We start from the raw sequence: 17,104 nt of genomic DNA on the forward strand, positions 1-17,104 counted from the left end.
CATAATAAAATTAAAAATTTAATCGTGATTGGCCACCATCAACTGTGACAGTGGTTCCCACAATCCAGGATGCTTTGTCTGAGGCTAAAAAAACGGCAACATTGGCTATCTCATCTGTTGTTCCAAGTCGTCCGGCAGGAATTTTATCCTCTGCGTATTTTTTCAGGTACTTTGGATCTTTCTTTAAACGGTTTTGCCAGATCCGATTGGGATGATAGATGGCCCCTGGTGCTATCCCAACGACACGTACATGGTCTTTGATTAGCTCTGAACTAAGTGATTTTGTAATGCTTATCAGCGCGGCCTTTGAAGCATTATAAGAAGGAGCTCCACCAGCTTCTTTACCAAAAATAGAGGAGATATTGATGATTACACCATTCTGATTTTTTATCATCGATGTGCTGGCTAATTGACTTAGATGAACAGCTGAGATGAAATTGACCTCCATTGCCTGTTCAAAGACATTTACGGGTGTTTGTAATACACCTTGTCCATGACTGGCACCTACATTATTGACAAGTACATCAATCGAGCCAAAATGGTCGACAAATTCTTCAATTAATTGCTCTCTTTGTTCCGGGATTGCCAGATCCTTTTGATAGATTTCTACACCTGATTCCTCTTTCGTTTTTGCCAGTTCATTCATACTTCTGGCTGCAATGCCGACGTGTGCACCCTCATGGAGAAACGCATTGGCAATTGCCTTTCCAATTCCTATTGTTCCACCAGTTACCAATACGTTCTTTCCCTTTAAATGTAATTCCATTCTCTTTTGCTCCTTTCTGTGTAGTCCATTTGTTCAAATATGAAAAAATAAGCTTAAAGCTGTTACGAGTAAAAAGGTATTCTGCATATAAATCACTAGAAACACATTTAATTAATTCTATGAATGATGGATTAGGGGTGTTCATACTTCTTAGCATTTTAAAAAGACAGGAGGCTAAATTGTGGGAAAAAGGGTTTGTATGCTATTAAGCTATCTGCCTTTCTTAGATGCACGAATTTTTGAATTAGAGGCTAAAAGTCTGGCAAAGCATGGATATGAGGTAACAATTATTGCTCCCCGTCAAAATGGATTTTTGCAGGATATAGATGGAAAACCTTTTACCAGACAATTTCGGAATAAATCGTTTAAATACCAGGGAATAAAAATAATTACGTATGATTGTAAAAGGAAATCGAATCATCCAAGAACGCATCCGTTGTTTCAACTAGGATTACGGGAACGTGCAGATATTTATCATGCCCATGAACTGAGTTCGTTCTATTACGGAAAGGAAATCAAACTTGCCCTCAAAAAACAAAACGTGAAAAATGTGAAATTAATTTACGACAGCAGACAGGTAACTCCAGATCCGTTTTCCCAATCCATGAAAGAAATAGAAAAGCGACAATCGAAAAAGATTCTTCTCGATAGTTTAAAAGAGGCCGATTATACCATAACCGTTTCGGATTCGATAAAGGCATGGTATTTGTCAATGGATCCTTTACTTCCTGTTGAGGTAATTTATAATGCTCCACCCCTTTCTTCCGATTTTAAGGTTAAAGGAGGAAATCCAAACAGGCTTGTTGCAGCTCATGAGGGAAACGTATCAGATAAGAACCTACACACCATCTATACAATCACTGATTCATGCAGAAAAGTAATGGACTTTCACTTTAAATTAATTGGAGGGCCACGATATGGGGAGAAGATTTCTGTCCCCGATCATTTACAAAGCCGTATCATCCAATCTGGCTGGATTCAGTATGAGTCCTTGTCTTCACTATATTCAGATGTCGATATCGGCTTAATTGAATTAGACCCCACGAGCTCACTAAATCATGCTTTTGCCATGCCTGGAAAACTATTTAATTATCTGAATAATGGAGTTCCTGTTATCGTAAGCAAGTGCAGCGACATGGAAAAGTTCGTGAATACCTATCAATGTGGAATAGTGATCAATCGTTTAAATCCAACTGCTGCTGATTATGTTAAAGGAATGGTCTATCTCAACAAGAATAGGTCAATGCTCAGACGAATGAGTATAAATGCGCGGAAAGCGATGGAGGAGGTCTATAGCTGGGAGCATATGGAGAAACGGTTAATTAACTTGTACAAATCCCTGGATACTGATCAAAGACCTTATCTTTTATCTTAAACTTGTGGAGAGGGGGAAAACGAGATGGGGAAGCAGATCTGTTTTTTAGTAACCGAACACCCCTTTTTAGATGCACGTATTTTTAAAAAAGAAGCGAAAAGTCTGGTAAAACAGGGGTATAGCGTTACGATGATCGTTCCTCGCAGAAAAGGTCATCTTTTTGATGTAGATGGCACTTTTTTTACCAATCGCTTTCAGTCACGTACTTTTGTATATGAGGGGATTAAAATCATTACGTATGAACAAATCGATTTTGAGAAAAAAACGAAACAATTACTTCACAATCTTCTAACCGGAACCCACCACCGTTTTACGGATTCTTTAACACAAATTGGGATTGAGGTTGAGGCTGATATTTATCATGCTCATGAATTTTTTTCACTTTACTCTGGAATTGGAATCAAGCGGGCTTTAGCATCCAGAGGGAAAGCGTGCCGATTAATCTATGACAGTCACGAACTGGAACCAGACCCATTAATTATGGAATCTAAAAAAATAAAAAAAGTGAAGCGTCAAATGCTAGAAGCCATGTTTAATGAATTAGATCAAGTCATTACAGTGTCAGAATCGATTAAAGCGTGGTATCACTCCATCCAGCCCTCCCTCCCGATTGAAGTGGTCTATAATTCTCCACCTTTAGCACCTGAATATGATCGAAACAAGGAAACGGCTGATTTAGTAATTGCTTTTGAAGGAATCTTGGGAAGTAAAAGAGGGAGCTTTCAGAAGTTGTTGCGAGTATTGGAATTGGCTAATGAAAAAATTTCTGTAACAGCCAAAATTATTGGTGGCTGGAAAGAACAGGATCAGAAACCCTCTATACCACCTCATTTAAAGAGTAAAGTTTTGTTTAAAGGCTGGTTGGATTATGAAGCGATTCCCATGGTCATACAGGGGGATGCTGATATAGGTTGGGTCGATCTGGATGCTTCCCATTCTTTAAACAATCGATATGCCATGCCCAATAAATTCTTCAGTTATTTAAATAATGGTCTTCCCGTTTTAGTTAACCAATGTGAGGATATGAACAGATTTATTGAACGTTATCAATGTGGATATATCATCGATAAACCTCAGGCCAACGCTGAGGACTATGCACAAGCTTTACAACAGATATACTTCAATAAGGCACAATTAAAGGAAATGAGTTTAAATGCACGAAAAATAATGGAAACTGCCTATAGCTGGGAGCACATGGAAGAAAGGCTTTTCTCGATCTATGCCCGGTTCGTTCAGGATGATAAAAGTCAACGGAAGATGAAAAAAGACAAAGGAGAGGATGGATAGCTTGAAGGCTTTACACATTCCTTATGGATCACCGATGATAGAACTATGTAAAGCGTTGCAAAAGAAAGGAATTGATGCTACCTCCTGCCACTTTTATGATAATAAGTTTAAATTTAAACCAGATGTATCTCTGCATCTAAACCGGAAAAACAACAAGGAAAGAGAGATTGTATTAGAGCGTTTCTTTCAGGAAGCAATGAAAAATTATGATATTTTTCACTTTCATTTTGGAGAAACCTTTTTTTCCGATAAAAGGGATTTGCCAATCCTAAAACAGGCTGGAAAGAAACTGGTTGTACACCATCATGGATCAGATATTCGAATGTATTCACTAGCGAAAAAAAACAATCCTTACGTTCGAGTGAAACCAGAATGGACCGAGGAAAAAATAACCGAAAACGTGCGGACCCTGTCTCATTATATCGATCATGCGATTGTGCAAGATCCGGAATTAGAGGAATATATAAAGCACACTTATAAGCACACCCACATTATTCCCCACACAGTTGATACTTCAAAATTTATACCTGAATATCCAGAAGGCAAAAAGGTCCCACTCATCGTTCACGCTCCCACAATGCGTGATCTTAAAGGAACAGAATTCATCCTGCATGCGGTTAGAGAGTTAAAACGAATGGGGCTAATCTTTCAATTTCAATTAATTGAAAATAAAACGTATGATCAAACGAAAAGGCTACTGTCCCAGGCTGATATTGTGATTGATCAGTTAAGAATTGGAGCCAGCGGTTTTATTAGCTCTGAAGCAATGGCTCATGGAAAACCGGTTATTTGTTTTATCAGGGATGACCTGGTATCCAAGTACCCGTCTGACTTACCGATTGTTAACGCCAACCCATCTAACCTCATCTATGAATTAAAAAGATTACTGGATAATCCTCAAATATGGAGTGAACTTGGTAAACAAGGCAGAAGCTATATAGAAAAACACCACTCTGCATCAGTAGTAGCTGACAGGTACATCAATATATATAAGCAATTATAATTCTATTATTTAGACATCATAATCTTTGTAAATAATGAAAAGAATCCAGTCAGGCTTTTCATAATCACATAGAATACAATAGATTTGATTACTAGCAGGAGGGGTTGAACAAAATGATAGATAATAGCCCTATATTACCCGAAGTCGCCGTTATCGGGCTTGGGAAAATTGGACTTACGTTAGCAGCTGTTTTTGCCAATAATGGTTATAAGGTTTATGGAGCGGATAAAAACAAAGATGTTGTCAATCAGGTAAATGCAGGAAAGTCTCATATAACTAATGAACCCGGGTTAAATCAATTGGTATTACAAGCTCATGATAACCAAATGCTTTTTGCTACAGATTCAAACATTGAAGCTGTTTCAAAAGCAAAAATCATTGTGGTTATTGTTCCGGTATTTGTTGATGAAAACCATGCCATTGATTACCAATTTATTGATGCTGCCGTTCAGGACATAGGTAAAGGAATCCAAAAGGACTCATTAGTCATATTTGAAACAACGTTACCCCCGGGGGATACAAAAGAGAGGTTCGGCAAAGAAATTGAAAGGCAATCAGGTCTGGGAATGGGCGAAGACTTTTACCTTGCTTATAGTCCCGAGAGAGTTTATTCAAATCGAATTATAGAAGATCTGAAAAATTACCCTAAGGTTATTGGAGGAGTGAATGAAAAAAGCCTGGAACTCGCCTCCGACTTTTATAAGCAGGCTCTTAATTGTGAATTAATGAAAGTAAGCTCATTGGAAACTGCTGAATTTTCCAAAGTGGCCGAATGTGTATATCGTGATGTCAACATTGCGTTAGCTAATGAACTTGCTCAATTTGCAGAGCAAAAAGATATTCATATATCAGAAGTCATCTCAGCAAGTAACAGTCAGCCCTATTCCCATATACATGCTCCTGGTATTGGTGTAGGTGGACATTGCATTCCAATTTATCCTTATTTTTTCATTAACAGAGGATTAAATGAGGGGTTAACCCCTTTATCAAGAAAAATCAATGACAGTATGGCTGATTATGCCCTATCAAAAATAGAGAATAGAATTGATACCCTGAGGAACAAAAATGTTCTGATTTTAGGATTATCTTATAGGGGAAATGTAAAAGAACCAACCCAATCAACAACTTTATTGCTGATCGATCAACTTAGAGATAAACAGGCGAATGTGTTTGTCAATGATCCTCATTTTTCGAATAGTGAAATCATTCAGTTTGGAGCATTGCCCTTATCCTTGAATAATAAATTTATTTCAGAAGTAGACGCTATCATCCTGCAAGCCTTTCACAAAGAGTACGAAAGTTTAACTTTTAAAGACTTTAAGAAATGCAAGCTTGTTTTCGATGGAAGAAATAAATGGAAGGAGGAGGAAATCACTAAATTAGGGATTCAATATGAAGGGATTGGTTAGGGAATCCACTTTAAGGAGGTTTTTTTATGCCTGAAAACGAGTTTCGCCAAGTTCCTCTGCTTGATTTAAAAGAGGAATGGAAGCTAATGAGAACCTCTGGAATTGAAAAGATTGTAGAGGTACTGGATAGCGGACAATATATTTTGGGAGAAAAAGGAAGGGAATTGGAAATAAGGACAGCAGACTATCTCAATGTTCCTTATAGTCTGGGGGTAGCAAGTGGGACAGATGCTTTACAGTTAGCACTTAAGGCGCTGGATATCGGACCTGGTGATGAAGTCATTACCTCCCCATTTACATTTTTTGCGACGGGAGAAGTGATTGTACAGGAAGGGGCAAAGCCAGTATTTGTCGATATTGATCCAGTAACTTATAATCTGAATCCTGCAAAAATAGAGGAAGCCATAACCCAAAATACCAAAGCAATCATGGTTGTTCACTTGTATGGCCAGGTTGCGAACATGGGCGAAATTATGGACATTGCCCAAAAACACAATTTGAAAGTGATAGAAGATGCCTGCCAGGCTATGGGTGCGGAGTATGAAGGGAAAAAAGCGGGGACGATTGGAGATATTGGCTGCTTCTCTTTTTTCCCAACGAAAAACCTGGGTGCATTCGGGGATGCGGGTCTGGTTGTAACCAGTCAGCAGGAATTATATGAAAAGGTTCACTCGCTTCGAAATCATGGCAGCCAAAAGAACTATCAGCATTCGCTAATCGGTATGAACAGTAGACTTGATGAGCTGCAGGCAGCCATTTTACTCATTAAAATCGATTATTTAGAAGGTTTTTTAACAAGAAGAAACGAAATAGCCCGACGATATACGGAGAAGTTTAAAAATAAAGTTAAAACCCCACCAATTGTGAGGAATCGCGAGCACACTTTTCATCAGTATTGTATTGAACTAGACAATAGAAATGAGCTCGCTAAAGAACTGAAAAATAACGGCATCGACTCCGCCATTTATTATTTGATTCCGTTGCATTTACAGGAAGCCTTCCATTATTTGGGCTATAAAGAGGGGGACTTTCCAAATGCTGAACACACAGCCAAACGAATATTAGCACTCCCTATTAATCCCACCCTGTCTGTTGAAAAGCAAAATTATGTGATCAAAAGTGTTCTTCACTTCTTAGACTACAATGGATAAAGAATTCTTGTTTTTTTCAGGTTTATCGCAAGTAAACGGATACCCCACTTCAATACTTTAGGTTCAACCTAAAAGGATGAGTGGGGATAAACTGCCATCAATTATAAGTGTTTTAGAAATTCGTTCCATTTTGGTTCGTATTGTTTCGTAATGCTCTTCTGATGTTCCCGAACGTTATAAACGGTGAAATTTTGATAACGAATCGGTGATATCGATAGTAATCGCAATAAAACACTTACGTCTTCATATAGTCTTCCGTCTTCGAATTCAATGACTGGAAAACCCTCTGCCCGCTTTAAAATGGTGGTACGGTATATTCTTGGGCCCAGAGGAAAGCGATAAGACAGTAAATCCTTTCTCCCGCTAACAGGAGTCCCCTTTGCAACCCCCTTAAATAGGACATCTTCGGTTAATTGCTTCCATTTTCTAAGATTACCATAAAGAACGGCTACCTCACTGGAAACCTCTGATAGATAGTTTTTTATAATCGTGACGGCGTCCGGGTCAAGCCAGTCATCTGCGTCGAGTTCCAGTACATATTCAGACTGAACATAAGATAATAAATCGTTTAAGGCTCTTGCTTTTCCTCCATTTTTCTTATGAAATAGTCTAACGTTTTCGATATTCTCCCATCGAAGAAGCTGTTGATAAGAGTTATCTGTGGATCCATCATCCATGATGAGGATCTGGTCAAAAGGTTCACTTTGTAATAGGCACGAAACAAGAGCTGCTTCCACGTATTTTTCAGAATTGTAATTTGTCATCATGACAGAAAGCGATGGGGCTTTCGACACGGACTTCGTATGCTGATATTTCTGGATTATTTTTTCTTTTTCCAAAACAATTGAAGAGTGATTTTTTCTGGACTGCTTAACTAACCCTTCTTTAAATAGCTGTATGGATGGTGATATTTTAGAAAGCCATGCGGGTAAAAGGGCTTCTTTAAAAGGTAAATGTTTGATGGGCGGGAGTCTGTTCTTTTTAAGGAAAGGGGTGGAAATAAGTAATGGGCGCTGAATTATAATGCTTTGATTATGGTAATAGGTTCCTAAAACTTGTTTTGACTCAGGAAGGTTTAAAGCATCGTTATCGATGTTTGGGGAAAGATAATCTGTACCTTGAAGAATGAGTATGTAAGGGGTTGTTATCCTGTCAATCGTGTGATTAAGAAGTTGTCCTAAATCGTCACTTTTACCGCTTATAAATTCAACTTTATTATTCAAACCATACTCCAGCTTTGCCTTTGAAGAAGTATCAGGATTATGGGGAATGATTAGCGACTTTAACCTGGTTTGAATGTATTTTAGTGAAGTGACAGCCTTCTGTAAAACCATCTGATTAGAATCATTGATGAGAATGGCAGTGATGTCCTTCATTTTCTCCCTCCTTAAAAACACTTCATACCTAACTCTTATGTATAATAGTTTCGGGATATGAGGTACAACAGTCAAACGGACATCCATCTATAAAAGTTTCGTCAGGGCATTGATCAGGATCCGTATGACCCTCATTTTTATATTTGTATTCCGATTACAAAAAATAATTGGTCATACATAAATATGGATTAGCAGAAAGCTTATGAATAGAAAAACCCTGCTGCCTCTCGTTTTCAAATGGTTAACTAGGACCTAATTCAAAATTCCTAAAATTCCCACATTTGGAATGGATACCACCATGTAAGGACATCTATTTTCCTGTGTAAATCGATGTGTTTTTAGAAGATTGATTTTTTTTAGAGGAATTTGTCATTCCATTAAAAAACAATAACTGTAATCGCTAATTCAGGATTAACAAAAATTTATGTAAAAAATGGGGGAGGAATTGAATGCTAGTCCGAAAAACTATGAAAGATAAGCTGACTATTTTATTTGCAATCCTTATAGCACTTTTTGTATACCAGCAGGAAAGCTTTGCGGCTGGGGAGGAAAGTGTATCCGTTCAATCACCAGATGGAAGCGTAGAGGTAGACCTTAGCCTATCAGAAAATGGTACGCCTCATTATAAGGTTGTCTTTAATGGCGAGACGATTGTGAAGCCTTCATCACTTGGCTTTGAATTTAAGAATCAGGAATCATTAGGCAACCATTTAAAAATTGTAAAAACTGATATAAAGGAATTCAACAAGACATGGGAGCCGGTATGGGGAGAAAAGTCAAAGATTAAAAACCATTACAAGCAACAGACTGTTTATTTAAAGGAAACGAAAGCACCTTATCGTAAAATGAATCTGGTTTTTCGTGTTTATAATGATGGAATCGGCTTTCGTTATGTGATTCCTGAACAGGAAAATGTAAATCCTGATCTGCAAATCACATCAGAGAATACCGAATTTCACTTTGCAAATGATAACACGTCCTGGTGGATTCCCAATGATTGGGACAGCTATGAATATAACTATAATCAAACACTACTAAGTGAAGTAGAGGAAGTGAGCACTCCCTTTACAATGAAAACACCTCAAGGAATTCATCTATCCGTACACGAAGCAGCCCTAATTGATTATTCCGGAATGGCACTGAAAAAAGCGGAGGGTGAATCCACAAAACTGGTAAGCCATCTGGCACCATGGCCAGACAGTAATGTAAAGGTTAAGAAGGATTCGCTTCCCGTTGAAACACCGTGGAGAACCATCCAAATTGGAGAAGATGCCGGAGACCTCGTAGAATCCGATTTAATTTTAAATTTAAATGAACCGAACACTATTGATAATACTGAGTGGATTGAGCCGATGAAATATGTAGGGGTCTGGTGGGAAATGATCAGTGGTAAATCAACATGGGCATCAGGGCCGGACCATGGAGCTACGACTGAAAATGCAAAACGTTATATCGATTTTGCTTCAGAGTACTTAGACACTGAAAATCAAAATATAGGCTTACTTGTTGAAGGATGGAATAAAGGTTGGGATGGAAACTGGATGGAAAATGGGGATCTTTTCAGTTTTACGGAATCCTACCCTGATTATGATCTGGAAGAAGTTGTTCAGTATGCCCAGGAGCGTGGAGTTTCTTATATTATGCATAACGAAACCTCCGGAGATATTTTAAACTATGAAAGTCAAATGGACGAAGCTTACGATTATTATCAACAACAGGGAATTCATGCTATTAAAAGTGGGTATGTAGCCGATTACGGCATTCATAATCCACCTGGACAGCACCATCACGGTCAATATATGGTGAATCATTATTTGGACACTATTAAGAAAGCAGCTGAGCACGAAATTATGATTAATTCCCATGAACCGATTAAAGGAACAGGACTGTACCGTACCTATCCTAACTGGGTAAGTCGTGAAGGGGTCAGCGGGATGGAATATAGTGCGTTTAGTGATGATACCAACCCTCCGGAACATGAAACGATTTTACCGTTTACGAGAATGATGTCAGGACCAGTGGACTTTACACCAGGTATTTTTGATGTAAATATCTCACATGCCGATACACGTGTACACTCTACTCGTGCAAAGCAATTAGCACTTTATGTCGTTCTTACAAGTGGTACACAGATGGTTGCAGACTTCCCGGAAAATTATAAGGACGAAAATGGTGAAATTTTACCTGAATTTAAATTTATGCGGGATGTGCCAGTTACCTGGGACGACATCATGGTTCCACATGCCGAAATTGGAGATTATGCCTCAATTGTCCGCCGTAGTGGAGAAGAATGGTATATTGGCAGTGTAACGGATGAAAAGGATAGAGATTTGGAAATTGAATTGGACTTTTTAGAAAAAGGGACAAAATATGTGGCAGAAATTTATTCGGATGGTACAGATGCCAATCTTGAAACAAACCCAACTTCTGTATCGATTAAAAAGGTCATTGTTAAGGAAAATGATACTTTAATAGCGTCGCTTGAAGGAGGCGGTGGACAGGCTGTACGTCTTTATCCGGCCTCAAAGGAAGAAATCGCAAAGCTGTCTAATTATAAAGAAGGGAAAATGAAGGTTTCTTACGTTGACATACCAAAGTCTATCCAGTCCAACGATGACCTGGCCGTTAAAGTTAATGTTGAAAACAGAGGTAGTGTAATAAGCGGAAAAACTCTAAACCTTCAAATAGAGGGAGAAACGGTAGCTGAGAAGCATGTACGAGTGGCCCCGGGAGAACAAAAGGAAGTTGTCTTAACCTATGATAAGCTGTTTGATCCCCGTACTTATCGTATTCACGTAAGCGATCTTCCTGCTAAAAAGATTATTGTAACAGAAAAGGAGCCAACCTTTGAATATAGTAATCTGGAAGCTTCTGTTGACCAAGGTGAGATTCATGCTACAGCGAGTGTGACGAACTACGGAAGCTATGCCGGAGAAGTCGAAGTTCCGTTAACCATTGATGGAGAGGTAGTGGATACGAAACGGATTGAGGTATCTGCAGAAGCAGGTGGAGCGACCGAGGAGATCGGTTTCACCTATGATCCGAAAGCAGAGACAGGCCTGTATAAGGTCTCGATAGGTGATTTAAAACCAAAAGCAGTTGCTCTTCCACAGATAGAACTCGCTGGTGAATGGTTGTTTAAACAAGGAGATGATTTAGCCTGGAAAGAACCAGACTTGGATGACAGCAGCTGGCAGGCTGTTCAATTGCCCTCAAAATGGGAGGATCATTCCAACTTATATGAGGACTATGTTTATGGATGGTACAGAAAATCCATTTATATACCAGAAGAGTGGGAAGGGTACTCATTAAAAATGAAACTGGGCCGAATCGATGATGTCGATGCTACGTACTTCAATGGAGAAAAAATCGGCCAATCAGGAACCTTTCCTACCGGAGAGGGTGAAGAAGGGATGATTTCTGCGTGGGATTGGGACCGTGAATATGTCATTCCTTCAGAAAAAATCAATTATGGAGCGGAGAACGTCATCAGTATTCGTGTGTTTGACGCACGCTGGGACGGGGGCTTATATACGGGTCCTTTGGGTCCGCTTGAACTGGTGGAGGAATAGAAAGAATAAAAGGTAAGCGTCTATATCAGAGACGCTTACCTTTTTAGTCTGATTACAATGGCGGCACATGCTATTAATGAACCGCTGCAGGGCTGGTCCGCCAACCTTCGCATCCTGGCTGGTCATCCGATTTGAGAGGCTGTATTTTGTCATTATATCAGGCAGTTTTATACCAATAATCCAGCTTCATTACCGAATGAGGTGCTTCTCCCGGAAGTTGTATATACGAATGGGCTGAACATTCCTATTAAAATGGTTCAGCCACAGCGAGGAAGAATGAAACAATTGGTACAGCTGGCATGTAAAAATGCATATATGAAGTTGCAATGGAATTTATCATTAATGGAATTGGGCAAATAGGTTTGATGCGGTGAAAGGAAGCAGAAATTATCGGAATTACTATGGCAAAGCTACTTATAGATTGTGGCAGGGGATGAATAGCCGAATAATGATGGGAATTGTATACATTTTATTTTTTGTATAAATATGAGCTTATTCCAGACAAATAATCTGGAATTGGCTTATTTTTTAGCATAAGGATGGTACGATCTACTTGTTAATATTCCAAAAAAGCCTCCCATATTTTCAGTCCTTTCGGGGTAATATAGGGGCAGAATGAGACCTTGTCCTGCAGTAATAAATTGAGTATCCCTATAACAAGGAGTGACTCCATGTATTTTTACAGCTATGAATTGAAACCTGAAGAAAATGGTTATGAGGTTATTCTGTACATCAAGCCCCAGCATTCATTAGTAGAGTTTGCGAACGAATTTGGTATAACAGAAAATACGGAAAAGGATCTGAACCGGCTGGCGATTAGCTATGTCAAAAGAAAATTCCCCAATCTACGGGTGAAAGCTATTAAAGTTATTCTGGGGGGAGTACTGGTCACATCGATTATGCTTGGCGGAACCATGTCACCGGCATTTGCTGCAGAAAGTGAGGAGGCCGGGCAGGAAACAGAGACTGCAGATCCAACTGAGAATGTTGAATTTCCGCCCGAAAGTGATGAAGCTTCTGATTATACTCCTACAGATGAGGACCAACCTGCAGAAGTTCCGTCCTCAGAAACGATTCCTGAAGAGGCGGGGGAAACGGATGAGGGTACCACAGAGGATATCTCCATGGATGATCCCGGACTTGTTCCAGGTGATTTTTTTTACTTCGTGGAAGCCATAGCAGAGAAGGTACAGTTGGCGTTAACGTTTGACGATACAGCTAAAGCAGAGTTAATTTCGCAATTTGCCAATGAACGAATTGCGGAGGCGAATGCTTTATTTGATGCCGGTGATACGGATGGAGCCATTCAATTGTTGAACCAGGCATTGGAGAATCAGGAACTTGCCTTAGATTATGTAGCAGATGATGAGCTGGCTGACGGCACTGCACAAGAAGAGGAGGCTCCAACTGACGGAACGAATACCGGTATTATGCCTTCTAAGGATGAGGAACAACCAGAGGATGAAACAGTACATGAGGAAACCGAAACAGAAGACCCAGCTGCTGAATTACGGGATGAGCTGGAATCTCATTTCAGCAGGAACATGACAGCATTGTTACTCGCCATGGAAAAGGTTGAGAACCCAACCGCTAAAGCTGCTCTTGCCAAAAATGTGGAAAAGACTTTTGCACGAATGGAAAAGAGAGCAGGTAAAGCAAGGGCAATAGAAAATGGTATCGCTAATAAAGTTCCTGTGAATGAAGCTTTAGAAATTTTACGGGATGATATTCAAAAGGATGAGAAGGCTCTTAACCGTGACCTGGAAAAGGTGGAAAAGCAAGCAAGGGAGGAACCAGTGAAACCGGCAGCTAAAACACCATCTTTAAAAGAAAAAGCTCCGGAAAAAGCAGGAAAGGGGATAGAAAAGGGGCAGCAGCCGGAAGATAAGGTGAAGAAAGGACAGGCAAAAGTGGAACGGGTTAAAAAAGAAAGAGGGAATAAACAGCAAGAACCTGCTTCCATTTCTCCTGGTCCTGCTTCCGCTCCAGAAGAATTTCGGGGAAATGAAATAGCAAACCCGAATTCCCATCCAAAGCAAAATCGGGAAGTAAACCATATCCCGAATCCGGAAAATGAAACAAAAACTGATTCAGGAAAGAGCGTGAGAAGTGATATAAACACTGATTTTCATCCTTCTGTCCATCCAAAAAGTAATAAAGAAAAAGGAAATCAGGGAAAAGGCTCTGGAAAGCATCCATAGTCCCCCGGGACAGGATAGATATTGACGTATAGGACTTGCTGATATCTATCCTTTTTTATATCAATCAATCCCACATCGTAAACGTCTTCACTTCAAGGGATTTTTTGTTACATTCAGGACAGGCCATTTCTGAAAACTCCAGGTCATCCACGATTTCAGCCTTTCCTTTACAGCGGCTGCAATGTTGATTTGTATTGAACACTTGCTGATGACCATAGCAGATTTTCATGAGGGGACGCACGTAAAGATGATGGCACTGCTGACAATGAAGGAGACGACGGTCAAAATCCACATGATGAATGGGAAGATCCCCAATGGCCTTTTTTACCTGATCTTTCGTTTTTGGATGAAGAATTTCAAACTGGTTCTCGCCAGCATAATATTCATCACCGCCTACCCCCAGCATAAACTCCTTGCTGAAGCCACAGGATCTGCAAACAATTCCATATCCAACTCCCATTAAAATTATCCTCCTTTTTATAGTTTGATGGCCGGGTAGATGCAGTGGACGCTGCGACCGATGGATTCATAGCCGAACATATGTCTATATCTATTTTAACGGATAAATTTGTGTAATAGACAGATAAACCTTCTCTTTTGACTGATTCAGAGTGTCTTAACGGATAAAATTCTAAACAGATTGATATTAGATAAAATTTAACTTAAATGTGGATGTGAGAAACGTATACCCGACGCAAACCGATTGATAAAATGATTAATCAGCCTGATACTTGATGATGGTAATACTTCTCATTTGACATCATACCATGTGGGGTATAAGATAATTCCAGTATATTAAATCTAATAGGAGAGAATCATGAGCATTGCCATCCTAGTTATCATCATATCATGGTTTTTCTATCGCAGGCATGTTCCTGTCCGAGGGGTCGGGAAGCTTCAACTTGATTCCTGTAAACAGGAGGGTGTTGCGATTGTAGATACCCGTGACTACCAAATATCATCAAGGGACAGGATTGATGAAGCCTGCTGTGTACCAGTGGCATATTTGAAACGGCATTATCAGGAAATTCCGAAACAAAGCGTTATTATTGTCGCATCAGATAGAATCGAAAAAAACTTAAGTGCCCGTATACTGAGAAAAAAAGGAATGCGGGTTATTGGATATTCATTAGTAAATAATGAGTAATAGACGGCAGGAGGACAGGCTGTCTTGCTGCAGGAAAAAAGATACGGAAGGAGGGGACGCCCATGGCAAAACAGGTTACCCCTGAAGAATTAGACAGACGCATCAAAAAAGGTGAAGAGGTCTATGTCATTGATGTCCGTGAAAACAATGAAGCAGCAACAGGAAAAATTCCAGGGGCCAAAAATATTCCTCTGGGTCAGTTAGCGGTACGTAAAACAGAATTAGACTCAGAGAAGGAATACGTGGTCGTGTGCCAGTCTGGAAATCGCAGTAAAGCCGCCTGTGGAATTTTGGGCGCATTAGGCTATAAAGTTGAGGATATGACAGGTGGTATGAACAACTGGCAAGGAGACACTGAATAAAGCCTTTTATTTTTCCGTTAATCATAGTTGAGAAAAGGAGTCATATCAATATGAAGCAATTATGGAGAAGCCTTTGACCATCGCAAAAACTCATGTTCCTGGCAGGAATAGTGTTTATCGTTGTATCCTTGATTACCAGAGTTACAGACTAACCTGAAGAATGTAAAGGATTAAGTGGGTGAAACATATACTTGAGGAAGAAAAAATTGGTGTTTTTTTGTCAGTTGATCATTAAGTTTTATCAGCCTAAAAGGAGGATGTTCATGTTTCATTATACGGTTGAAACGGACAGAACGATGGATGATGCCATTGCCGTATTGGAGGAAACATTGAAAGAAGAGAAATTTGGTGTGCTCTGGCAATTTGATATTAGAGAAAAGCTTCAGGCAAAAGGACTGGATTACAATCAGCCGTACAAGGTGTTGGAAGTATGTAACCCTTTTGAAGCTGAACGAGTTTTGACACAGAATCAAATGGTGGGCTATTTTCTCCCATGTAAGATTGTTGTGTATGAGGATGAGGGAAGAACAAACATCGGCCTGCCCAAACCAACTTCACTTATACAATTGGCCAATGATGATTCCCTTAAAGAGCTGGCTGGAGATATAGAAAGACGGTTAATCAGCTGCATCGATAAGAGTCTGGAATCTTCCTCATAATTTAAAAGAACGAAGAGGATCTGTGATAAATCCTTTTCGTTCTTTTTTGTCTTATAGATAAGGAGGGACCAGAAGAAGTTCAGCGTTTTTCCGGGCACTTTCATTAAATTTTCACAAACTTTTTTTATGATTCCTTTAATTGCATACATAAAACGGAGCGATAAAATGAAGAAGGGGATTATTGTTGTAGTACTGGTTGGAATGTTTGTCGGGCTGTTTATGATTTTACGAATTCAGCAGAAAATGCAAATCAGCCAACTGATGAAGCGACTTCAGAAAATGAAGGTAATGAAAAGGGTGGTTATAAAATTGTAAGTCAACCTGATTCTTCAGCAAAACAAGCTGATGCCCCAAAGCAGACAGGTAAAACAGGCTTAAATGTAGGGAATTTAGCACCTGATTTTGAACTGAAGACGTTGGATGGAGAAACTGTACAGTTATCTAATCTTCGTGGACAGCGGGTGATGCTGAATTTCTGGGCTTCCTGGTGTCCGCCATGGAGTGCGGAAATGCCGGATATGGAAAAGTTTTATCAGAATAAGGATGTAAAAATTTTAGCTGTGAACTTAACCCAGACAGAAAGTGGAATTCAGGATGTTAGAGATTTTGTGAAAGAATTTGATTTATCCTTTCCAATTCTGCTCGATCAGGAAAGCAATGTCGCTAACACCTATCAGATTCAGCCCATTCCAACTTCCTATATGATTGATTCTGAAGGTGTGATATCGTTTAAAACGTTAGGTGCCTTAAATTATGATCTTATGGTTCAGGAATTTGAAAAAATGCAATAAGGCCA

15 protein-coding genes and 1 pseudogene are annotated in these 17,104 nt (G+C 39.5%); 13 read left to right on the forward strand and 3 right to left on the reverse strand.

Features of this window, described 5'->3' with window-relative positions:
• Positions 1–10 precede the first annotated feature (10 nt).
• On the reverse strand, positions 11–766 hold the full coding sequence (locus ABD006_RS07370; RefSeq protein ID WP_343839300.1) for an SDR family NAD(P)-dependent oxidoreductase: 756 nt from the start codon (positions 764–766) through the stop codon (positions 11–13).
• Positions 767–947: 181 nt separating this feature from the next.
• Between ABD006_RS07370 and ABD006_RS07375 the strand changes: the two genes are divergently transcribed.
• The 5 genes from ABD006_RS07375 to ABD006_RS07395 all read left to right on the forward strand — a co-directional run bounded on the left by ABD006_RS07375 (position 948) and on the right by ABD006_RS07395 (position 6,991).
• A complete protein-coding gene (locus ABD006_RS07375; RefSeq protein ID WP_343839303.1) occupies positions 948–2,141 on the forward strand; it encodes a glycosyltransferase in 1,194 nt (397 codons plus the stop codon).
• Positions 2,142–2,165: 24 nt separating this feature from the next.
• Complete coding sequence (locus ABD006_RS07380) at positions 2,166–3,428, forward strand: glycosyltransferase (protein WP_343839306.1); 1,263 nt, start codon at positions 2,166–2,168, stop codon at positions 3,426–3,428.
• Positions 3,421–4,431: a glycosyltransferase family 4 protein gene (locus ABD006_RS07385; protein WP_343839308.1), complete on the forward strand. Its 1,011-nt coding sequence runs from the start codon at positions 3,421–3,423 to the stop codon at positions 4,429–4,431. The genes ABD006_RS07380 and ABD006_RS07385 overlap by 8 nt, the downstream gene beginning before the upstream one ends.
• 113 nt (positions 4,432–4,544) lie before the next feature.
• Positions 4,545–5,840, forward strand: coding sequence for a nucleotide sugar dehydrogenase (locus ABD006_RS07390; protein WP_343839310.1), 1,296 nt, complete (start codon positions 4,545–4,547; stop codon positions 5,838–5,840).
• 26 nt (positions 5,841–5,866) lie between these two features.
• A complete protein-coding gene (locus ABD006_RS07395) occupies positions 5,867–6,991 on the forward strand; it encodes a DegT/DnrJ/EryC1/StrS family aminotransferase (RefSeq protein WP_343839312.1) in 1,125 nt (374 codons plus the stop codon).
• A 101-nt stretch (positions 6,992–7,092) separates the two neighbouring features.
• Here ABD006_RS07395 and ABD006_RS07400 read toward each other — a convergent pair whose 3' ends face one another.
• Positions 7,093–8,367, reverse strand: coding sequence for a glycosyltransferase family 2 protein (locus ABD006_RS07400; protein ID WP_343839315.1), 1,275 nt, complete (start codon positions 8,365–8,367; stop codon positions 7,093–7,095).
• Positions 8,368–8,834: 467 nt separating this feature from the next.
• Here ABD006_RS07400 and ABD006_RS07405 point away from each other — a divergent pair, with 467 nt between their 5' ends.
• From ABD006_RS07405 to ABD006_RS07410, 3 genes and pseudogenes are all read left to right on the forward strand, one after another.
• Positions 8,835–11,939, forward strand: coding sequence for a glycoside hydrolase family 97 N-terminal domain-containing protein (locus ABD006_RS07405; protein WP_343839317.1), 3,105 nt, complete (start codon positions 8,835–8,837; stop codon positions 11,937–11,939).
• Positions 11,940–12,089: 150 nt separating this feature from the next.
• Positions 12,090–12,299: pseudogene (locus ABD006_RS17990) on the forward strand (excinuclease ABC subunit C); the annotation flags it as partial.
• A gap of 311 nt (positions 12,300–12,610) precedes the next feature.
• Positions 12,611–14,140, forward strand: a complete 1,530-nt coding sequence (locus ABD006_RS07410) for a DUF5667 domain-containing protein (protein ID WP_343839319.1) — start codon at positions 12,611–12,613, stop codon at positions 14,138–14,140.
• 64 nt (positions 14,141–14,204) lie between these two features.
• Here the strand turns inward: ABD006_RS07410 and ABD006_RS07415 are convergent, their stop codons facing one another.
• On the reverse strand, positions 14,205–14,600 hold the full coding sequence (locus ABD006_RS07415) for a hypothetical protein (protein ID WP_343839322.1): 396 nt from the start codon (positions 14,598–14,600) through the stop codon (positions 14,205–14,207).
• 357 nt (positions 14,601–14,957) lie between these two features.
• Between ABD006_RS07415 and ABD006_RS07420 the strand changes: the two genes are divergently transcribed.
• The 5 genes from ABD006_RS07420 to ABD006_RS07440 all read left to right on the forward strand — a co-directional run bounded on the left by ABD006_RS07420 (position 14,958) and on the right by ABD006_RS07440 (position 17,099).
• Complete coding sequence (locus ABD006_RS07420) at positions 14,958–15,287, forward strand: rhodanese-like domain-containing protein (protein ID WP_343839324.1); 330 nt, start codon at positions 14,958–14,960, stop codon at positions 15,285–15,287.
• 62 nt (positions 15,288–15,349) lie between these two features.
• A complete protein-coding gene (locus ABD006_RS07425; protein WP_343839326.1) occupies positions 15,350–15,649 on the forward strand; it encodes a rhodanese-like domain-containing protein in 300 nt (99 codons plus the stop codon).
• Between the two features lie 263 nt (positions 15,650–15,912).
• Positions 15,913–16,308 carry a DUF302 domain-containing protein gene (locus ABD006_RS07430; RefSeq protein ID WP_343839328.1) on the forward strand — a complete coding sequence of 132 codons (396 nt, stop codon included), beginning with the start codon at positions 15,913–15,915 and terminating at the stop codon, positions 16,306–16,308.
• A gap of 165 nt (positions 16,309–16,473) precedes the next feature.
• Entirely contained in the window at positions 16,474–16,623 is a 150-nt protein-coding gene (locus ABD006_RS07435; RefSeq protein WP_343839330.1) for a hypothetical protein, read from the forward strand.
• A 101-nt stretch (positions 16,624–16,724) separates the two neighbouring features.
• Positions 16,725–17,099, forward strand: coding sequence for a TlpA disulfide reductase family protein (locus ABD006_RS07440; protein ID WP_343839333.1), 375 nt, complete (start codon positions 16,725–16,727; stop codon positions 17,097–17,099).
• Positions 17,100–17,104: the final 5 nt, after the last annotated feature.

The sequence above is a fragment of the Salinibacillus aidingensis genome (assembly GCF_039522525.1).
GTDB lineage: Bacteria > Bacillota > Bacilli > Bacillales > Alkalibacillaceae > Salinibacillus > Salinibacillus aidingensis.

Bases quoted from the DNA above. Each gene is read 5' to 3' on its own strand.
- ABD006_RS07370 (WP_343839300.1), bottom strand. From the start codon at position 766: ATGGAATTACATTTAAAGGGAAAGAACGTATTGGTAACTGGTGGAACA.
- ABD006_RS07380 (WP_343839306.1), top strand. From the start codon at position 2,166: ATGGGGAAGCAGATCTGTTTTTTAGTAACCGAACACCCCTTTTTAGAT.
- ABD006_RS07385 (WP_343839308.1), top strand. From the start codon at position 3,421: ATGGATAGCTTGAAGGCTTTACACATTCCTTATGGATCACCGATGATA.
- ABD006_RS07390 (WP_343839310.1), top strand. From the start codon at position 4,545: ATGATAGATAATAGCCCTATATTACCCGAAGTCGCCGTTATCGGGCTT.
- ABD006_RS07395 (WP_343839312.1), top strand. From the start codon at position 5,867: ATGCCTGAAAACGAGTTTCGCCAAGTTCCTCTGCTTGATTTAAAAGAG.
- ABD006_RS07400 (WP_343839315.1), bottom strand. From the start codon at position 8,367: ATGAAGGACATCACTGCCATTCTCATCAATGATTCTAATCAGATGGTT.
- ABD006_RS07405 (WP_343839317.1), top strand. From the start codon at position 8,835: ATGAAAGATAAGCTGACTATTTTATTTGCAATCCTTATAGCACTTTTT.
- ABD006_RS07410 (WP_343839319.1), top strand. From the start codon at position 12,611: ATGTATTTTTACAGCTATGAATTGAAACCTGAAGAAAATGGTTATGAG.
- ABD006_RS07415 (WP_343839322.1), bottom strand. From the start codon at position 14,600: ATGGGAGTTGGATATGGAATTGTTTGCAGATCCTGTGGCTTCAGCAAG.
- ABD006_RS07420 (WP_343839324.1), top strand. From the start codon at position 14,958: ATGAGCATTGCCATCCTAGTTATCATCATATCATGGTTTTTCTATCGC.
- ABD006_RS07425 (WP_343839326.1), top strand. From the start codon at position 15,350: ATGGCAAAACAGGTTACCCCTGAAGAATTAGACAGACGCATCAAAAAA.
- ABD006_RS07430 (WP_343839328.1), top strand. From the start codon at position 15,913: ATGTTTCATTATACGGTTGAAACGGACAGAACGATGGATGATGCCATT.
- ABD006_RS07435 (WP_343839330.1), top strand. From the start codon at position 16,474: ATGAAGAAGGGGATTATTGTTGTAGTACTGGTTGGAATGTTTGTCGGG.